This is a genomic window from Pseudoflavitalea rhizosphaerae, from assembly GCF_003991355.1.
Lineage (GTDB): Bacteria > Bacteroidota > Bacteroidia > Chitinophagales > Chitinophagaceae > Pseudobacter > Pseudobacter rhizosphaerae.
On sequence record NZ_RCSU01000017.1, the window covers coordinates 43,398 to 61,942 of the forward strand.

Below are 18,545 nucleotides of genomic sequence, written 5' to 3' on the forward strand. Positions count from 1 at the left end.
TATCCATTATTGGATAAGGGTTTGAATGTCCGGATCGTTTTGAAGATTATTCATTTGCCTCATCACCCAGGGGTACTTGTTGGCCACAAAACTACTCAGCGGTTTTACTGTGTATTTTTTCGGATTGGGAAGACAGGCAGCGATCATGGCTGCTTCCTGGCGTGTAAGTTGTTTGGCGGGCTTCTTAAAATAATTCTGTGCAGCCGCTTCGATGCCGAAAATACCAGGGCCCATTTCTGCAATATTGAGATACATTTCCAGTATCCGCTTTTTGCCCCAGATGGTTTCGATCATGAAAGTGAAATACACTTCAAGTCCTTTTCTGATCCAGCTTCTGCCCTGCCAGAGGAAAACGTTCTTGGCAACCTGCTGACTGATGGTGCTGGCGCCGCGCACCCGGCCGGGTTTGCGCTTGTTGTATTCCATCGCTTTTTCGATATGTTTCCAATCGAAGCCACTATGGTCAGGATAGAGCTGGTCTTCAGATGAGATCACGGCGAGTTTCGCATAGGGACTCATCTCCTTTGCATCGATCATATCTCTCTTCAAACCATTTCCTGTGATCCAGCTTCCGAGTTGTGTAAGCGTAATGGGCGGGTCCACCCACTTCAACAGGAAGATGTAAAACAATTGGAAAACGAAAAGGAAGATAAACAACCGTTTGAGGAACCGTAAAACTTTCAGACCTAGACCGCGGGTTTTTATTGCCATCCTTTTTGCAGCTTTGGGCTGCAAGATAATAATTCAGTCCGGACTATTTGAGTATCGAACCGGCCTTTACATACACCACATTCAATTTGTTCTTTTTATTCTCTCTATTGGCATTTGCCTTGCCCCAGAAGTAGCCGGCAGCGGCCACTCCGGCCGCAATGCCCATGGTGAGTAACCTGTTATTGTCTGAGAAGGATTCTTTTCTGTATAAGGTATTCACTGTTTCAAGGATGAGGAAGCCAGCACCACCAACCAGCATAAGCCCCGGAACACTTAGCACAGAAAATCCGGTAGGTCTTCCATAAAGATCGCTATCCTTTATATTGTAACGGATGATCTGGTGATAGTCGAAAGCCACAGCATAAACAAATGTATCCAGTTTACTGCCGAACTCTGTACCGAACATCCTCGTTTCCTGATGACGTAAATAAATGGAATCATTCCTGATGGCCGTGATATAGCCATGTACATCAAAACCATTGTTCAAACGGGCTGAAAGGAAACTTCCTTCCGCATAGGTCTTTACGGTTCGATTATTCTTTTTCTTGAGTATGATAAAATCTGATTCCTGCGAAAACGCAGTGATTGCGAGCGTGCATAAAAATAAGGCGAGTATGGTTGGTTTCATGCAGACAACAAGTTAGTACAGCCGAAACTGTGTTTGATCTAATGATTTGTTAAGACTGAAGTGTCTTTCACAAATATCGCAGTATACAACAACGCAAAACCGAATGCCACAAGGATCACACCTGTTACCTTATTGATAATGGAAATATTGTTGATGGTGAGTTTTGCGCCCAGGCGACCGGCCAATAATACTTTTGCTGCATCGGCTACAATATTGAATGCGATACAAACCGAGAACAGCAGTATGCGTTCATTGAAAGTGTATTTGGCGGCAAAAGCCGTAGCCGTTGTGATCCAGAACAGGAGCACGCTCGGGTTGAGGGTATTGATCAGGAATCCGCTGGAAAAGATCTTCATCATTTCGCGTTTGCTGAACCGGAGTGATTGTCCGTCAGCATCAGTTCTCAGGGATACTTTTTTGAAGAAGAGATAATATATGCCCATCAGTAGCAGGAAGGCGGCGCCGCAATAAGCGATCACGGTTGTGTATTCTGTGATCTCGGCAACCAGTTGCGAAAATGCATTGGCCACCACCACCATTACAATATCACTGAGCCATACTCCCGCCACAAAACTGAAACCGCCGGTATGTCCGTTCACCAGGCTTTGCTTGATGATGGTAAAGATCACAGGCCCCACCGATAAGGCAAGAATACATCCTAGCGTTACTCCACTGATAATGGCCTGCCACATGCGTAATTATAAAAGGGAATAAGTTTTAAAGTGACAATTTACATATATTATTGAACAAACGCTTTCCAGTCGTCCAGCATTTTCCCTTTCATTACACGGGGGAACTTATGCTGTCCGCCAACTTTCCCTTTGCTGTGCATGAATTCCATGAACCTGGATTCGGGAAGGATGGTGAGGAAAACATCTTTCAATGCGCTGCCTCTTTCAACCGCATAGTCGTCATTGAGCTCTTTGAGTTTGCAATCGATCATATGCCTGAGGACTTCTGCGTCTACCTGGTCATCGCAGGCAACGTACCATTGATGGGCAAAGAACAATCCGTGCGGAACTCCGGCCACGGTATATTCGGGGATATGAATATTCAGTTCATCACTTACGAGTTTAACAGCCTTGTTCATATTGTCTACGCTCAGGTGTTCGCCAACAAGACTGAGGAAATGTTTGGTGCGGCCGGTGATGATGATCTCGCATCTCTCCTTATCCACAAAACGAACGGTATCGCCAATGAGGTAACGCCAGGCGCCTGCGGCGGTGCTGAGGAGGATGGCATAATCTTTTCCTTCTTCCACTTCGTGGATCATCAGTGTTTTCGGATTCTCCACTACGTTTCCTTCTGCATCGAAGTTCTCGTCGTTGAAAGGAATGAATTCAAAAAAGATATGATCGTTCAAAGACAGTCGCATGCCTTTGGCAAACTGCCTGTCCTGGTAAGCAACAAAACCTTCTGATGCCAGATAGGTCTCGATATAGGTAAGTGGTTTTCCAACCAGTTTTTCAAAACCTTTTTTATAGGGTTCAAAGCTAACGCCTCCGTGAACGAAGAATGCGAGGTTGGGCCAGATATCGTGAATGGTTTTAAGATTATATCTTTCGATGATCTTCTCCATACACATCTGGATCCAGGCGGGCACGCCCACCACGAAACCGATATCCCAGTTGGGTGCGTTCTCAACAATGGCTTCGATCTTCAGGTCCCAGTCTTTTGTTCTGGCGATCTTTTTCCCTGGTTTGTAAAAAGGGGAAAACCAGAAAGGCACTTTCTTGGCTGTGATACCGCTGAGGTCGCCTGCATAATAGGTAGGCCCTTTCTGCAGGTCGGTACTCCCTCCAAGCATCAACCATCCTTTTCCGATACTTCTGACTGAAATATCATGATAAGTGCGAAGGGAAAGCAATTGTTTGATCATTACGATTTTGTTACCCCGCATGAGGTCATTCGTAATGGGTATATATTTGCTGGCAGCTTCGGAGGTCCCTGAGCTGAGTGCGAAGAATTTTATTTTTCCGGGCCAGCATACATCCGGCTTTCCTTCGAGGGCTTTATGCCACCAATGTGCATAGATCTTGCTGTAATCATATACGGGAACATGCTGCTGGAATTTTTTTCCCGCATGTTTGCTCAACAAAAGTTCGTCAAACCGGTATGTCTGCCCGAACTCAGTGAATCGGGCCTTCTTCAACAGTTTCTTTAATACCCTGATCTGTTGCCTTTTGGGCGAACGTGCCGGCAATCTCAGTGCTTTGGCAATCGATTGGGGTAAGGAGATATCAATTAGCGCCATTCGGTTATGCCTGTTTGATCAGGCAAATTCAAAATTAAGGTATTAAATGGATTCAGGTGGCAATTTGAGGAGAATCACCTCGCCCTGCCTGTCTTTGGAAGCACTGCCAACAGCGCATTCCGTGCCGCTTCCATGCACGAAAGCCCTTTTTCCCGGAGCCAGCTCCTCTATCTTTCCGATGAGTTCACGGAAGGTAAAATCAGCTCCTTCACAACAGATCAATACGTCGGCCTGCTGCGGTTGGTTGGTCACCTGCTGTTCGCCCAGTCCACGTACAATCCTTTTCACCGTATCGGGATCACCCGTCACTGCAATACTTTGGTCCTTACTCAATCCTTTTGGAACTGCTGGACTGGATTGTAAAACAGACCTGATGGCGATCATGGCTTTCAGCAACTGCACATAGGACCAGGCGCCGATACCTTTATAATGCTTCCTAACGTAAAGGATCATTGCCTCATAAAAGTGACGAACATACCGCGCGTCCTTTAACGTACTTTCTCCTTTAAAATGTATAATAGTCGTGCCGGTGAAATAAAAATTACGGAACCCGGCCTTTTTAATCCGGAAACTGAGATCGATATCTTCGGCATACATGAAGAACCGTTCATCAAACCCACCGGTTAGTTCAATCGCTTTTCTCCTCACCAACATACAGGCCCCGGCCAGTACATCCACTTCATTGCTTTCCTTCTCCTGCAAATGTCCCAGGTAATAACGGGCAAACATCCGCGAAGCCGGGAATAGTTTGGTCAACCCACTTAACTTACAGAAAGACACCCAGGGTGTGGGAAACCCCCTCTTGCTCTCGGGTAAATATTTTCCGCCACCATCCACCATCCTTATTCCCATCGCTCCCAGATCCGGCTGCCGCTGCATTTCAGCCAGGCATCCGGTAAAACTGTTCTCTTCCACAATGGTATCGGGATTCAGAAAAAGTATGAACTCTCCTTTGCTCATTTGAACAGCCTGGTTATTGGCGCGGCCAAAACCACTGTTCCCGCGGTTTTCGATGAAGAATACAGAAGGGAATTTAGGACGAAGGTATTCCACGCTGCCATCTGTGCTCTGGTTATCCACCACAATCACTTCGGCGGCTGCTTCACCCAATGCGGCAATGGCTTTCATTACAGAGCATAAACACTGCTCCAGGAAGTACTTCACATTGTAATTGACGATGATTACAGACAAGCGCATGATGGCACGAAAATAGCCAGAATCCTGAACAACAACTTATCTTTGCCGCATGTTAAAAGAAACCTTACTGAATGCCACCGAAGCGGGGGCTGCAGTGCTGCAACATTACTTCAACAGCAAAAACCTGCAAATAAGTCATAAAGAAGGGATCAACAACCTGGTTACAGAGGCCGATCACGCTTCTGAAAAAGCCATCCTGGAAAGTATCCGGGAATCCTTTCCCGATCATTTCATCCTCAGCGAAGAAACGGGAGAGATTGTGATGGACAGTGAATACAAATGGATCATCGATCCTATCGATGGCACCATCAATTATGCACACGGCATTCCCATTTGCTGCGTATCCATCGGGCTGGAGCAGAATGGTAAAATGATCATGGGCGCCGTTTTCAATCCATTCCTGAAAGAGTTCTATTTTGCCGAAGCCGGTATGGGAGCGATGCTCAACAGCCAGCAGATTGCTGTGAGCACAGAATCAGAAGTACTGAAATCCTGCCTGGTGACCGGTTTCCCCTATACTTACCTGAACCAGCCCAATGGGCCACTGGAAGCATTCGGAAGATTCATCCGCGCCGGTATTCCCGTTCGCCGTCTGGGCTCCGCAGCCATGGACCTCTGCTGGGTAGCCGCAGGAAGGTTCGATGGATTCTATGAACACAAATTACAGGCATGGGACAGCGCCGCCGGATTCCTCATTGTGGAAGAAGCCGGCGGAAAGGTTACCGACTTTACCGGAGCCCACTACAGCCCGCACCAGCCGCAGATTGTAGCAACCAATGGAAAGATCCACGACGAACTGCTGAAATGGATCAACGATCAGATCTAAAAAGAAATTACCATGAGCGAAGAACGTATTGAAATAGCCGACCTGGGAGAATTCGGTCTCATCCGGCACCTCACCAAAAACATCGAGGTCCATAATGCTTCCACTGTATTGGGGGTGGGCGATGACGCCGCGGTGATTGACCATTTCGGCAAACAGACCGTAGTTACTACCGACATGTTGATCGAAGGCGTACACTTCGATCTGATGTATACTCCTCTCAAACACCTCGGCTACAAAGCCGTAGTGGTGAACCTCAGTGATATTTATGCTATGAATGCCATTCCCACTCAGATCACTGTGAGCCTGGGCCTCAGCAACCGAATCAGCGTACAGGCGCTGGATGAACTGTACGAAGGCATTTATGCAGCCTGCGATAAATATGGTGTAGACCTCGTGGGTGGTGATACCTGCTCCTCCCAGAAAGGTTTCATCATTTCGGTTACTGCTATCGGTGAGGTAACACCCGGCAAATTCGTAAAAAGAAGTACCGCTCAGAAAGGCGACCTTATCTGCTGCAGCGGAGACCTCGGCGCAGCCTATGTTGGACTCCTTTTCCTCGAAAGGGAAAAACGCATCTTCCAGGAACACCCGGGCGTTCAACCCGACCTGGAAAATGAATCCTACGTTATTGGCCGACTGCTGAAACCTGAAGCACGCAAGGATATCATCGAATTCCTGGAACAAAGCGAGATCACGCCCACTTCCATGATCGATATAAGTGACGGGCTCAGTTCGGAGATCCTCCATATTTCCCAGCAAAGTGGCCTGGGTGTTAGATTGTATGAAGACAAGATCCCCATTTCGGAAGATATGAAGCGCGCTGCCTTCAAGTTCGAGATCGATCCCACGGCCTGCGCACTAAGCGGTGGTGAAGATTATGAGCTCCTCTTCACGCTTCCACAATCAGAATACGACAAACTCGTTCTTAATGAACAGATCAGCGTTATCGGTTATATGACAGAACCCGAAGAAGGCGCCAAGATCATCACCAAAGGTGGCCATACACACGATATCACAGCCCAGGGCTGGAATGCGTTCAAAGGCCGGCAATAAAAGTTGACCCGTATGCTGAACCGGATGGTTGTTTTGTTGCTGGGAATAACTGCGCTCCTGTTTGCCAGTTGCTCCTCTTCCAGGAAAGCGTTTGATCCTGACAGAAAGTTTGCACCGGACAAATTGCAAAAGGATTTTACACTGTTCAGGGATATCCTGGAAGAAAACCATCCCAGTTTGTATTGGTTCACTCCCAAAGACAGTATGGACATGTACTTCGATAATGGTTTCCGCCAACTGACGAACTCCATGACCGAACCAGAATTCCGGAACCTGCTGTCTACCATCACATCTAAAATCCGCTGCGGCCACACTTCCATGCGGTATTCAAAAAAATACACTGCCTGGCTGGATACTGCCCGGCTCCGCATGTTCCCCTTCACCGTTAAGGTATGGGGGCCGGATTCCATGGCTGTAACGGCTACACTTAATCGAAAAGATTCTCTTTTAAAAAGAGGGACCGTGATTACGGCTATTGATGGCCGTGATGTAGCCAGGATCATCGATACTTTAACCAATTACCTGCAAAGCGATGGCAATATCATCACCGGAAAATACCAGATGATGAGCAACCGCAATTCATTTGGTAACCTTTACCGGGCAATATTTGGAGTTCCTGAAAAGGTGAAGATAGATTATATAGATAGTAATGGATTGCCACAATCCGCCATGATGGCGGCTTTTGACCCACCACCAACGGCTAAGCGAAAAGAAAAACCTGTAGCAGATACATCCAGGCGGCTTCCGGCCCCGGGAACACCCGGACCCAAGCCTCCGAAGGATGTTCCCAAAACCGTTACCCTTAATGCCAACAGGAACCTGCAGATCGATACTACTTTGAAGTCGGCCTACATGACCCTTAATACTTTCTCCATGAGCAGCCGCCTGAGGGGATTCTTCCGTCGTAGTTTCCGGGAAATGAAGAGAAGACAGATCAAATACCTGGTGGTGGATGTTCGTAATAATGGCGGAGGCGATGCAAGTAACTCCACTTTGCTCACTAAATATATCTCGAAGAAAAAATTCAAGCTGGCTGATAGTTTGTATACCAATAAACGAAGCAGCCAGTATGGAAAGTATATCGAATTGCAGCCGCTATATTGGTTATGGACCTTGTTAGTGACCCATAAGGCGGATGATGGAAATTTCCATTTTGGTTTTTTCGAGCGTCACTACTACAAACCAAAAAGCCGGTTTCATTACGATGGCCAGGTATATATTCTTACAGGAGGAAATTCATTTTCCGCAACAACGCTTTTTGCGAAAGCTATACAAGGCCAATCCAATGTAACAGTTGTGGGAGAAGAAACCGGCGGCGGCGCCTATGGCAATACTGCCTGGATGATCCCGGATGTAACATTGCCGAATACACATATCCGTTTCCGTTTGCCAAGATTCCGTTTGGTAATGGATAGCAGTTTGGTGAAACAAGGCCGGGGCATCATGCCCGATATTGAAGTGGGATACAACAGCTATTTTATCAGGCGTGGTGTAGATCCCAAGTTGGGCGTGGTTTTCAGGCTCATCAGGGATAGGATCCGGATGGAAAAGGTGATGGATGACATGAAAGGCGGGAAGTAATTACTGCCAAAAGACCAGGCACTTTAGAAGTTATTGCGGAGTGTTGGCTGTCGCTCGCCTCCCGGCGAGTGACTTATATTTCTTCGCCTCCGGCGAACAACACGCTTCCGCATCACAACCCTTATATCTGAATCAAGTCAACAAATTGAACTCGTCCCCATCTTGCAAAAAGGGCAATTTCGTTCTCACATCAGTCAATGTATCACGTTTAAGTGTAACCGTAATAATTCCCTGATCATGCACAATTGTTTCCATGATGGCGCCCATTGGGTCCACCACCATACTATCCCCGCTGTGATAGATTTCATTTCCGTCTTTTCCTACCCTGTTCACGCCTGCAACGAAACATTGGTTTTCGATGGCCCTTGCCTGCAGTAAAGTTTTCCAGGCATGGTTCCTGCGCTCAGGCCAGTTGGCAACATAAACCAGCAGATCATATTCCGGCGATCCATCTTCTGTATCCGGCGACTGGCGCGCCCAAACAGGAAATCGCAGATCATAGCAAACCATGAGATTAACCTTCCAGCCGTTCACCGCCGCAATCAATCTTTTGTTGCCCGGTGCGTAATGCTCATGCTCGTTCGCATATGCGAACAAATGTCTTTTATCATAAAAGCCCAGTTGACCATTCGGCAACATCCAGACCAGGCGGTTGTGGTAATTGCCTTCTTCTTCAATCATCAGGCTGCCGGTCAGGATCACTTTGCGTGAAGCGGATACACGTTTCATCCACTCAACGGTAGGCCCATGCATAGTTTCAGCGAGTTCTTCAGGTTTCATGCTGAAACCGGTGCTGAACATTTCAGGCAATAATACGATATGTGTTCTTTCTTTGATCGCATTGATCTTCTCTTCGAACATGGCCAGGTTGGCATTCTTGTCTTCCCAATGAAGATCAGACTGGATCAATGATATGATTAGATCAGACATGTATTGATTTTTAAGTTGCAGCTTATGACAGTTCCCGGATCAGTGAAGCCACTAATGCCGTCCAGCCGGCCTGGTGCGAAGCGCCGAGTCCCGTGCCATTGTCGCCATGAAAATATTCATAGAACAAAACCAGCTTCTCATTGTGCGGTTGCTGGTAGAACCAGTTGTATTTACCGTAAAGCGGCCGGTTGCCTTCTTCATCTTTTTCAAATAATCCCACCAGCCTGGCTGCAAGTGCATCCGCAACCTGGTTGAGATTCATTTGTTGGCCGGAACCCGTTGGGAATTCCACCATCAGGTCATCGCCATAAAAACTACCGAAGCGACGGATGCTGGAAATGATGATATAATTGATCGGCATCCACACCGGGCCGCGCCAATTGGAATTTCCTCCGTAAAAATCAGAAGTGGAATCGCCGGGATCATATTGAATATGGTAATCAATATTCTCGATCTGTATTTTGTAGGGATGGTCCTTATGATATTTGCTGAGCGCGCGGATGCCGCCATCAGAGAGGAATTGTGCCTCATCCAGTAAACGCTGAAGGAGCAATACCAGTTTATCACGGGGCACCAGTGACAGCAGTATCTGATCTCCTTCTTTCTTTTCTTCATTGGGCCAGAACCTTCCGTTTTTCAACCGGTAGTTTTCAAACCAGGAAATCCTTTTCTTGAAATCGGCGAGTTTGTCAAGGTTTTTCTTTTCAATAATGGAAACTGCAAAAAGCGAAGTGAGACCAACAATGGAATGAACTCGCAAATGCAGTGGCGACGAGCCTGCCAGCGACAAAGTATCATAATAGAAACCGTCTTCTGCGTTCCACATGCCCTGTATGTTCAGCGCCTCTGCGATCAGCACGAAATGTTCAAAGAAACGTGTAGCTGTATCTTCAAATGCATCATCCTTCATGGCAATTTCCAGGGCCATGTCCATCATGTTCAGTGCATACATGCCCATCCAACTGGTGCCATCGGCCTGTTCCAACTGCAAGGCGCCGGGGATCACACTGCTGCGATTGAAGACCCCGATATTATCCAGGCCAAGAAATCCCCCTTCGAACATATTGTTCCCATTGGGATCCTTCCGGTTGATCCACCAGGTGAAATTGACTATCAGTTTCTGGAAGGCCCGTTTGAGAAAAGTGATATCGCCTTTTCCCGTTTTCTCTTTTTCTATTCTATACACCTCAAGTGCGGCCCATGCCTGCACGGGTGGGTTCACATCACTGAAGTTCCATTCGTATGCAGGTATCTGGCCGTCTGGTTTCATATACCATTCGCGCATGATCAGCGTAAGCTGGTGCTTCGCAAAAGTAGGATCGATCATGGCCATGGGTATACACTGGAAAGCCAGGTCCCATGCGGCATACCAGGGATACTCCCATTTGTCCGGCATTGCGATGATGTCCTGGTTTTTGAGATGCTTCCAGTCGTGATTCCTTCCGGTGAGTTTGGCCGGATTAACCGGTGTAATGCCATCAGAGCTGGTCAGCCATTTTTCAACATCGAAATGATAGAACTGTTTATTCCATAATAATCCGGACAGTGCCTGGCGTTGGATATTTCTCGTATGTGGATTGGTGTTAGCAGACAATACAGTATTATAAAATGTATCGGCTTCTTCTTTCCGGTAACGGAAGATATCGGTAAAGCCAGGTCCGAACGGACTTTCCAGCATTTTATGACTTAGTCTGCAATAAATAATCCGCGAGCCATGACCTTCGATCTGGTATTTGTACACAGGCGCAAAGCGCGTTCCTGTTTTCTTGTTTTGCAGGACTTCCAGGTTTTCTCCTTTGATCACTGCATCATGGAATGCATCTTTTGTGAAGATGCTGGTATTGGGAAGGGCCGCCACTTTCTGAAAATTGGTTTCGTTCTCCGTCATGAGCCCATCCGCTGGTGGCTGAAAATAAAAATAATATGCGCCAAGCCTTGAGTGGTTCGCTTTCACGGAATTTTTGTCCCTCCTCGTAATGGTTGGTTTCTTTTCCGATTCATCGGATTGCCAGCGGTTGTAGAACCACAACATCGGCAGTACCGTGATATCTGCAGGCTCGTGATAGCGATTAGTGATTTCTATTTTTATACAAATATCTTTGGCGTTCTCTTTTGCATAGGTGATATGCACATCGAAATACTGGTTATTATTGAAAACGCCCGTGTCAAGGATCTCGTATTCCGGTTCCAGTTTGGAGCGGCGTTTGTTTTCTTCAATCAGTTGTTCGTAAGGGAACGCTTGCTGTGGATATTTATACAGGTACTCCATATAATAATGTGTAGGTACATTATCGAGATGGTAGTACAATTCTTTTACATCTTCGCCGTGATTGCCCTGGTAATTGCCCAGTCCAAACAGCCGTTCTTTCAGGATTTTATCTTTTCCGTTCCAGAGCGCAACAGCAAAGCATAGATTTTGAAAGAAATCGGAAATGCCGCCCAGCCCGTCTTCACCCCAGAGATAAGCGCGGCTATGAGAATGATCGAATGGAAAATAGTTCCATGCGTCATTGTTGAGGCTATAGTCTTCCCGTACAGTGCCCCATTGGCGCTCGCTGAGATATGGGCCCCACTGTTCGAGTGGTATTTTTTTAGTGGCGTTGACTGATAATCGTTGGTGTTCAGCTGTCATAACAGAAAATCTTAATATAAACAAAATGCAGGCAATCGATAGTCAACACTAAGTGTACCATGAAATTAAGGGATTACCGGAAAGCAAAAAAGCCTTCCGTTTTACGGAAGGCCATTTGCCCAAACTAAACTATTCCTATTACTACTATTTACAGAGGAACCACGGAGACTAAACTGGTAAAAAAATCAGAGTGCCGGACACCCTCACCGGCACCCTGGTATCGCACAAATTCATTCACACATAAAACCTCGCTTGCCTGTTATAGCTATTTTCTCAAATAAGGCCTGGACCTGTTGCTTGTAAAGGCTCCAAACTAAACTGTTTATATTGTGATCGAACAATAATCTGTAGCTTTAAATCCATTGCAAAAATGCAAACTCCTGCAAAATCCTGCAATAGCATAATGATGTGAGATTTCCCGTCAACAACTGTTAGTATACAGGTACCCGTTATCATGATCATCCCATTTCCCCTCACATATTTTCCATTTATCAGCGAATTTCGAAGGGCTTACCACTAACTGGTACCACATATTTATGTGGTTTTACTTCCTAAAACAGTGGGAAAAAATTATCATTGAGTACTTTTGAACAGATCGCCAAAAACAGGGATCCAACTGCAAGAATTGCCCCGTTCGATTGTATATATCTGCGTTTTTTTGCTGTTTGCTGTATCCGCTTCGGCTCAGCACAGGAAATATATTTTTAACAGGCTCAGTCTGAAAGACGGGCTCGCTTCCAACCAGGTTTATTGTATTTACCAGGATAAAAAAGGATTCATGTGGTTTGGAACCGCGCATGGTCTTCAGCGTTATGACGGACGGAAAACCGTAATGTACCGTTCTGGTTCTTCGAATGACCGCTATGTTCCATCCTCCGGGATCTTCCAGATATTTGAAGATACCAGTCGCCTGCTTTGGCTGAGGCCCGGTAACGAAGCAGGCCTCTTTAATCCGAAAACCTTCCGCTATAAAAAAGCAGTGATCAAAACTGAAGGTGAAATTCCGCCAAGGTCCGAGTACAAAATGTTCAAATCCAGTACAGGAGCGGTTTTTATGAATATCACCAAATATGGGATCCTGCCCTATGATCCGGTATCCAATACGTTTGCCCTGGATAGTTCACGCATACGCGTTCCTGTTAGTTGGCAAGCAAATACTATCATTGAAGACCCGCTTAATGGAGATTACTGGATCGGATGCGATTCCGGCCTGGTCATCTACCGGCCTTCCACAAGGGAAATGTTCTACCGTGACCATAACCCTCACGGCCACACGGTACTCATGGAAAAACAATTCCATGAACCCATCACAGCGCTGTTCATCGATTCTAAAAGAAGGTGCTGGATCACTACCTGGCCAGCAACCCGTGAACAGACTTTTTGTTTCGATCTGAACAATGACAGCTTCCTCCCCTATGGCAACGGATTACAAAACAGGAACGGGCTGTATGGGGAATTACATCATTTCATCGAGCAATCGAATGGCACCATCTGGGCTTACGGCCATATGACCCTCCATGAATTCGATCCCTCTCAACAAAAATTCCAGTTTGTACGCGATGACCATATCGATGACTTCGGTATAAAGTTCGACAGGATCTACAGTTTTTATGAAGACCGCGAACAAAGTCTCTGGTTGGCAACTGATAACGGGGTTTTTGTTTTCAATCCTGAACGTCAGTTTTTCAACACATCGAAGTATGTGTGGATTAATGGAAAAATAGAAGAAAAAGAACTCGCCATCAATGCCATCATCGAATCTTTAGATGGAACAGTTTACGCAGGAAGCTGGGGACTTGGCACTCTTACCTGGGATGCGAACATGAATCCCATTCCCAACCAGGTTTTGAAAGGACTTCCGGATATGGTCATGCTCAAACAACAATGGTGCATTTTTGAAGATACCGTTCACCGGAAAATTTGGTTCGGATGTCAGGGGGGCTGGGTGATCATTTATGATCAGGAGTCTAAACGGTCAGCTTACTATCAGGTGCCGGGCATTCAGGAAAAAACGATCCGTCAGATCATTTCCGATAAAAATGGAAATATCTGGTTGGGCAGCCAATACGGTCATTTAGTGAAATGGACGCCCACAGCGGGTTACGGACCAGAATTCCTGAAAGGTTTTGATGTGAAGCAGAATATCGGAACTATCATTTATAAGATCGTTCCCGATAAGGAAGGCAATATCTGGGTTTGTTCCCATAACAAAGGATTGTACAAATTCAATGGAAGTACCGGCCGCTTGCCTGGGCATTATCACACAAATGGCGGTCCAGGCAAATCTTTACACTCCAACGTAGTAAAAGATATTGTTCAATATTCAGACAGCTGCTGGTTTGTTTCAACCGGCGTTCTCAATCAACTCAATCCCTATACAGATAGTATCAGGATCATTGGGACTGATCAGGGTCTGCCATCGGGATCTACCAGTTGTATGGAACTTGACAATGACGGCCACTTATGGATTGGACTGATGAACGGGCTTGGCCGGTATCATCCGAAAAGAAAATCGTTCACACTTTTCACACAACGCGATGGCCTGATCAATGGTGATTTTCCTACCAATGCCAGCCTGGTGAAACACAGTGGCGACCTGCTTTTCGGTAATGCTCATGATATAGTGCAGTTCAATCCACGTAATCTTTACGTACGTGCCACTCCGTTAGAAGTGAGTATTACTGATTTCAAATTGTTCAATACTTATCTCCCGCCGGATTCGATAATGAATCTTGATAAGGTACAGTTGCAGCACAACCAGAACAGCATCACCATCGAGTTTGCAACGCTGAGTTACCTGCAGCGCGACAAAACCACTTATTTCTACATGCTGGAAGGCCTGGACCCGAACTGGATCCGCGCTGACCTTGGATTATACGCCAACTACGCTCTTCTGCCGCCTGGTTCCTACACCTTCAAAGTGATGTGCCGGAACGCAGATGGTGTTGATTCACCAACCATCACCACACTCAGGATCCAGGTGGAGCCGCCATTTTATCGGACCTGGTGGTTTATTTCATTATTGGTTTTATTAATGGCAGGAATTATTTACATGGTACACCGATTCCGGCTCAACCGCTTGCTGGAAATGGAAAGGGTCAGGACCCGCATCGCCAGGGACCTTCACGATGATATGGGCTCAACTCTCAGCACCATCAACATTCTCAGTGAGATGGCCAGGATGAAAGTGAATAAAGATGCCGGCAAAACAGCGGAGTATCTTAACAAGATCAGTGACAATAGCAGCCGGATGATGGAAGCCATGGATGATATCGTCTGGAGCATTAACCCGATGAACGATAGTATGCAACGCATCACCGCCCGCATGCGTGAGTTTGCAACCGGAGTTCTGGAAGCCCGCAATATTGAATTCAGTTTCCGGGTAGACGATGAAGTGGCCAATCTCAAACTCAATATGGAAGAACGAAGGGACCTCTTTCTCGTTTTCAAGGAAGCTGTGAATAACCTGGCCAAATATTCACAATGCAAAAATGCAAAAATAGAATTGAGGGCGGATCAGCATACACTGCACTTACTGGTACAGGATGATGGTATCGGATTCAACGCGGAAACGGCAGACAATGGCAACGGCCTCAACAACATGCGGAAAAGAGCTCAATCCCTGAATGGAAAATTATTGGTGAAATCCAGTCCACACAAAGGTTCTACCGTTTTACTGGAAGTCCCTTTGACATAATCATGTGATTGATTTCCGTCCATTACTTCACTAATTTTGCATAAAACACCCAGCTCATGATCAAAGTGGTCCTGTATGAAGATAATCCTCCGCTCCGCGAAGGGCTCACCATGCTCCTCAATGGATCAGAAGGCTTTGAAGTGATCGGCGCATTCAATAATTGTAATAAAGTTGTTGAAGAAGTTGCAGGTTTGCAACCCGATGTGATCCTTATGGATATAGACATGCCAGGCATCAATGGAATCCAGGGTTTGAAACTGGTGCGTCAGCAAAACAGCAATGTGAAGATCCTGATGCTTACAGTTTTCGATGATAATAAAAATGTGTTCGAAGCAGTGAAGAATGGAGCCAACGGATATCTCTTGAAAAAAACCCCTCCTGCCAAATTACTCGAATATATCCAGGAAGCCCATACTGGTGGCGCTCCCATGAGCTCATCCATCGCAACACAGGTGTTGCGCATGTTTTCAGAAATGCACAGTGATCAGGGTAGTGATTATTCTTTGTCTGAAAGAGAAAAGCAGGTATTACAATTACTTGTAAACGGATACAGTTATAAAATGATCGCAGCTGAGATCTATATTTCCATCGATACAGTACGCAGCCATATTAAAAAGATCTACGAAAAATTACACGTAAACTCGAAAAGTGAAGCCGTAGCAAAAGCCTTTAAAGACAGGATTGTGTAAAAGTAAACACCATTAATCTTTTAAAATTCCCTATGGTAGCGGGTTTCATTGATTTTATAGAATCTTGTTAAGGCCATATTGTTCCTGTCAACCAACCCACCAATAAACAGACCAACACAATTACAGGCGAAGGCAATTTCGTGAAAGTGAGAATGGCCCATGTGCCGAGTATCACTCCGATATTAAGCAAACTGACTGTTTTTAATTCTGTGATACTTATGTCTTTCATCATGTAAGCAGTAGATGCCACCATTATTCCCACTACTACGGCATTGATACCTTCAATGGCGCGGAAAACAACAGCATAACGTTGCAGGTTATGCCATATAGGAAAAAAGAATAATACGAGAAGCGCGCTTGGCAGGAAAATGGCTACGGAACCTATTATACAACCCAGGATCTGCCAGCCGGCGCCTCGATCTTTCATCGCTGTTCCACCCATAAAACTGGAGATGGAAAAAACCGGTCCTGGCATAGCGCGTACGATACCTGCACCGGTATAGAAATCATCGCGTTCGATGCTGATCACATTTCCTTTTTTCTCCTGGTTCTTACGGATCACCATTTCGGATTTCGGCCTTTCCACAAACTGTTCGTACATCATAGGGATCAGTACCTGTCCGCCGCCAAAGACGAGACTTCCGAAACGGTAAGTGTTCTCAAAAAGGTTGAGAGGCCGGCGATTGGGCCAGTCATTTTTCCTGGCCATTTCTGAAAGGATACCAGCCGAAAGAAACAGGAAAGCGAAGAGCCAGATATTGGCCCAGCGGATTTCCTTGGGTGGTTGTCCTTTCTGCGGAATGCGTTTATCACTAAGATTGGTAGCGAGGCCACCTGCAACGATGAGTATTGGAAATACCCAGGGAGTTTTAAAAAGAAAGAAAGTGATCACTGTACTAACAGTAAGGATCACACGAGTAATTGTATTATTGATAGCAAGCTTGAAACTCTTTGTGGCGGCGAATGCCAGAAATCCTACCGCCATTGGTTGAATGAAACGGAAGAAGGTATTGCTGGCTGCGGTTTTATCAAAATACTCCAGCACAAAAGAGAATGCTCCCATCAGGAAGCAGGCCGGGAAGATCCAGATAAAAAGTGTGAGGATAGCCAGTGGAATACCTCCACGTTTGTATCCGATAAGAGTGAGTACCTGAGTGGAAGAAGCGCCGGGAAGCAGTTGACAGAAAGAATTATAATCGAGCACTTCTTTCTCCGTAACATCATGACGTTGGTGAACAAAGGTTTTCATCACCATTCCAAAATGTCCCTGGGGACCGCCAAAAGCGGAAATACTATGCAGAAATACAGCCCTGAGAAAGGGAATATGTCGAAGCATTACCATGCAGGCCTTGGTTCGGTTTTATGTACAATTACATTGATCAAAATAGGTGCACAGAACTTTGACGACGGTTTTACCTGGTAATTGTACGTGGTATAAGTTAGTTTAAATTTTCTAATCTCTCGCTAAGAAGAACTGGTGGGGGCTTACCGTTTCAGCTCCTGTAATAATTGTTCCTCTCAATTTCTTCCATCACATTGTCTGGTACGAGGTAGCGAATAGATTTTCCCTCCCTGATATTCTTACGGATATGCGTAGCCGAAATTTCCAATAATGGAGCTTTCATGAAAGTGATATTACCTGTTCCGAAATTGTTTTTCACTTCGTGACCAGGCCTTTTATACACAAAAATCGGGTAATGCTGAAGGATATATTCGTAGTTTTTCCAGCGTTCGAGGTTCTGGAAACTATCGCTACCCATGATCAGGGCAAATTGGTGAGTGGGATATTTTTCCTGGAGATAAGCCAGTGTTGTGACCGTGTAAGAGGGTTTGGGCAAACGGAATTCAATATCGGAGACCTTGAGCTTTGGTTCAGATTTGATAGCTGTCTGAACCAGGAAAAGGCGGTGGTATTCATTAAGCAGACCGTTGGAAGGTTTCAAAGGATTCTGCGGAGAAACAACAAACCAGACCTGGTCCAGGTCAGTTTCCTGAACCATATAATTAGCAATGATAAGATGTCCGTGATGAATTGGATTAAATGAACCGAAATATAAACCGATTTTCATGGAAGTGAAATGTGATTAGGAAAGCTCTTCCACAAAGATATTCTCTGCTTCGTTCAAACGTAAACTTAAACTATAACCGGCAACACTGATAGAGATGGGATCTCCCAGGGGAGCGATCTGATCTATTCTTACAAGTTCCCCAGGCACGCAACCCATTTCCATCAGTTTCAGGAAAAGATCATTGTTTTCGAATGAAAGTATTCTTGCCTTGCGTCCTGAATCCAGCTCTGAAAGTCTTTTCATCTTTAGTATTTAATCATATTCATAACCACGAGGAG

15 protein-coding genes are annotated in these 18,545 nt (G+C 45.8%); 5 read left to right on the forward strand and 10 right to left on the reverse strand.

The window, feature by feature from the left end; genetic code table 11:
• Positions 1–6: 6 nt before the first annotated feature.
• Genes mtgA through D9Y29_RS23235 form a run of 5 tightly spaced genes read right to left on the reverse strand, consistent with a single transcriptional unit; the run spans position 7 to position 4,790 of the window.
• Complete coding sequence (gene mtgA / locus D9Y29_RS23215) at positions 7–711, reverse strand: monofunctional biosynthetic peptidoglycan transglycosylase (protein WP_127132629.1); 705 nt, start codon at positions 709–711, stop codon at positions 7–9.
• 43 nt (positions 712–754) lie between these two features.
• Positions 755–1,339 carry a hypothetical protein gene (locus tag D9Y29_RS23220; protein WP_127132630.1) on the reverse strand — a complete coding sequence of 195 codons (585 nt, stop codon included), beginning with the start codon at positions 1,337–1,339 and terminating at the stop codon, positions 755–757.
• A gap of 38 nt (positions 1,340–1,377) precedes the next feature.
• Complete coding sequence (locus D9Y29_RS23225; protein WP_127132631.1) at positions 1,378–2,031, reverse strand: LysE family translocator; 654 nt, start codon at positions 2,029–2,031, stop codon at positions 1,378–1,380.
• A gap of 47 nt (positions 2,032–2,078) precedes the next feature.
• Positions 2,079–3,593, reverse strand: coding sequence for a GH3 family acyl-acid amido synthetase (locus D9Y29_RS23230; RefSeq protein WP_127132632.1), 1,515 nt, complete (start codon positions 3,591–3,593; stop codon positions 2,079–2,081).
• A gap of 42 nt (positions 3,594–3,635) precedes the next feature.
• Positions 3,636–4,790 (reverse strand): glycosyltransferase family 2 protein, encoded by a 1,155-nt coding sequence (locus D9Y29_RS23235; protein WP_127132633.1) that lies wholly within the window; start codon positions 4,788–4,790, stop codon positions 3,636–3,638.
• Between the two features lie 49 nt (positions 4,791–4,839).
• On the opposite strand from D9Y29_RS23235, the gene D9Y29_RS23240 reads away from it, so the two are divergent.
• Genes D9Y29_RS23240 through D9Y29_RS23250 form a run of 3 tightly spaced genes read left to right on the forward strand, consistent with a single transcriptional unit; the run spans position 4,840 to position 8,250 of the window.
• The gene (locus D9Y29_RS23240) at positions 4,840–5,616 is read left to right on the forward strand and encodes an inositol monophosphatase family protein (RefSeq protein WP_127132634.1); all 777 of its coding nucleotides are present in this window, start codon (positions 4,840–4,842) and stop codon (positions 5,614–5,616) included.
• Between the two features lie 12 nt (positions 5,617–5,628).
• Complete coding sequence (thiL, locus tag D9Y29_RS23245; protein ID WP_127132635.1) at positions 5,629–6,669, forward strand: thiamine-phosphate kinase; 1,041 nt, start codon at positions 5,629–5,631, stop codon at positions 6,667–6,669.
• 12 nt (positions 6,670–6,681) lie between these two features.
• Complete coding sequence (locus D9Y29_RS23250) at positions 6,682–8,250, forward strand: S41 family peptidase (RefSeq protein WP_127132636.1); 1,569 nt, start codon at positions 6,682–6,684, stop codon at positions 8,248–8,250.
• A gap of 132 nt (positions 8,251–8,382) precedes the next feature.
• Here the strand turns inward: D9Y29_RS23250 and D9Y29_RS23255 are convergent, their stop codons facing one another.
• Entirely contained in the window at positions 8,383–9,180 is a 798-nt protein-coding gene (locus D9Y29_RS23255) for an amidohydrolase (protein ID WP_127132637.1), read from the reverse strand.
• 22 nt (positions 9,181–9,202) lie between these two features.
• Complete coding sequence (locus D9Y29_RS23260; protein WP_127132638.1) at positions 9,203–11,812, reverse strand: MGH1-like glycoside hydrolase domain-containing protein; 2,610 nt, start codon at positions 11,810–11,812, stop codon at positions 9,203–9,205.
• 625 nt (positions 11,813–12,437) lie between these two features.
• Between D9Y29_RS23260 and D9Y29_RS23265 the strand changes: the two genes are divergently transcribed.
• Together D9Y29_RS23265 and D9Y29_RS23270 are read left to right on the forward strand one after the other, a co-directional pair.
• Entirely contained in the window at positions 12,438–15,509 is a 3,072-nt protein-coding gene (locus D9Y29_RS23265) for a ligand-binding sensor domain-containing protein (protein WP_164735523.1), read from the forward strand.
• Positions 15,510–15,565: 56 nt separating this feature from the next.
• Entirely contained in the window at positions 15,566–16,198 is a 633-nt protein-coding gene (locus D9Y29_RS23270) for a response regulator (protein ID WP_127132640.1), read from the forward strand.
• A gap of 67 nt (positions 16,199–16,265) precedes the next feature.
• Here D9Y29_RS23270 and D9Y29_RS23275 read toward each other — a convergent pair whose 3' ends face one another.
• The 3 genes from D9Y29_RS23275 to D9Y29_RS23285 form a co-directional block, all read right to left on the reverse strand.
• Positions 16,266–17,540, reverse strand: a complete 1,275-nt coding sequence (locus D9Y29_RS23275; protein ID WP_127132641.1) for a chromate transporter — start codon at positions 17,538–17,540, stop codon at positions 16,266–16,268.
• Between the two features lie 151 nt (positions 17,541–17,691).
• Positions 17,692–18,267 (reverse strand): nicotinate (nicotinamide) nucleotide adenylyltransferase, encoded by a 576-nt coding sequence (gene nadD, locus D9Y29_RS23280; RefSeq protein ID WP_127132642.1) that lies wholly within the window; start codon positions 18,265–18,267, stop codon positions 17,692–17,694.
• A gap of 15 nt (positions 18,268–18,282) precedes the next feature.
• Positions 18,283–18,510: a FeoA family protein gene (locus tag D9Y29_RS23285; protein ID WP_127132643.1), complete on the reverse strand. Its 228-nt coding sequence runs from the start codon at positions 18,508–18,510 to the stop codon at positions 18,283–18,285.
• Positions 18,511–18,545 lie beyond the last annotated feature (35 nt).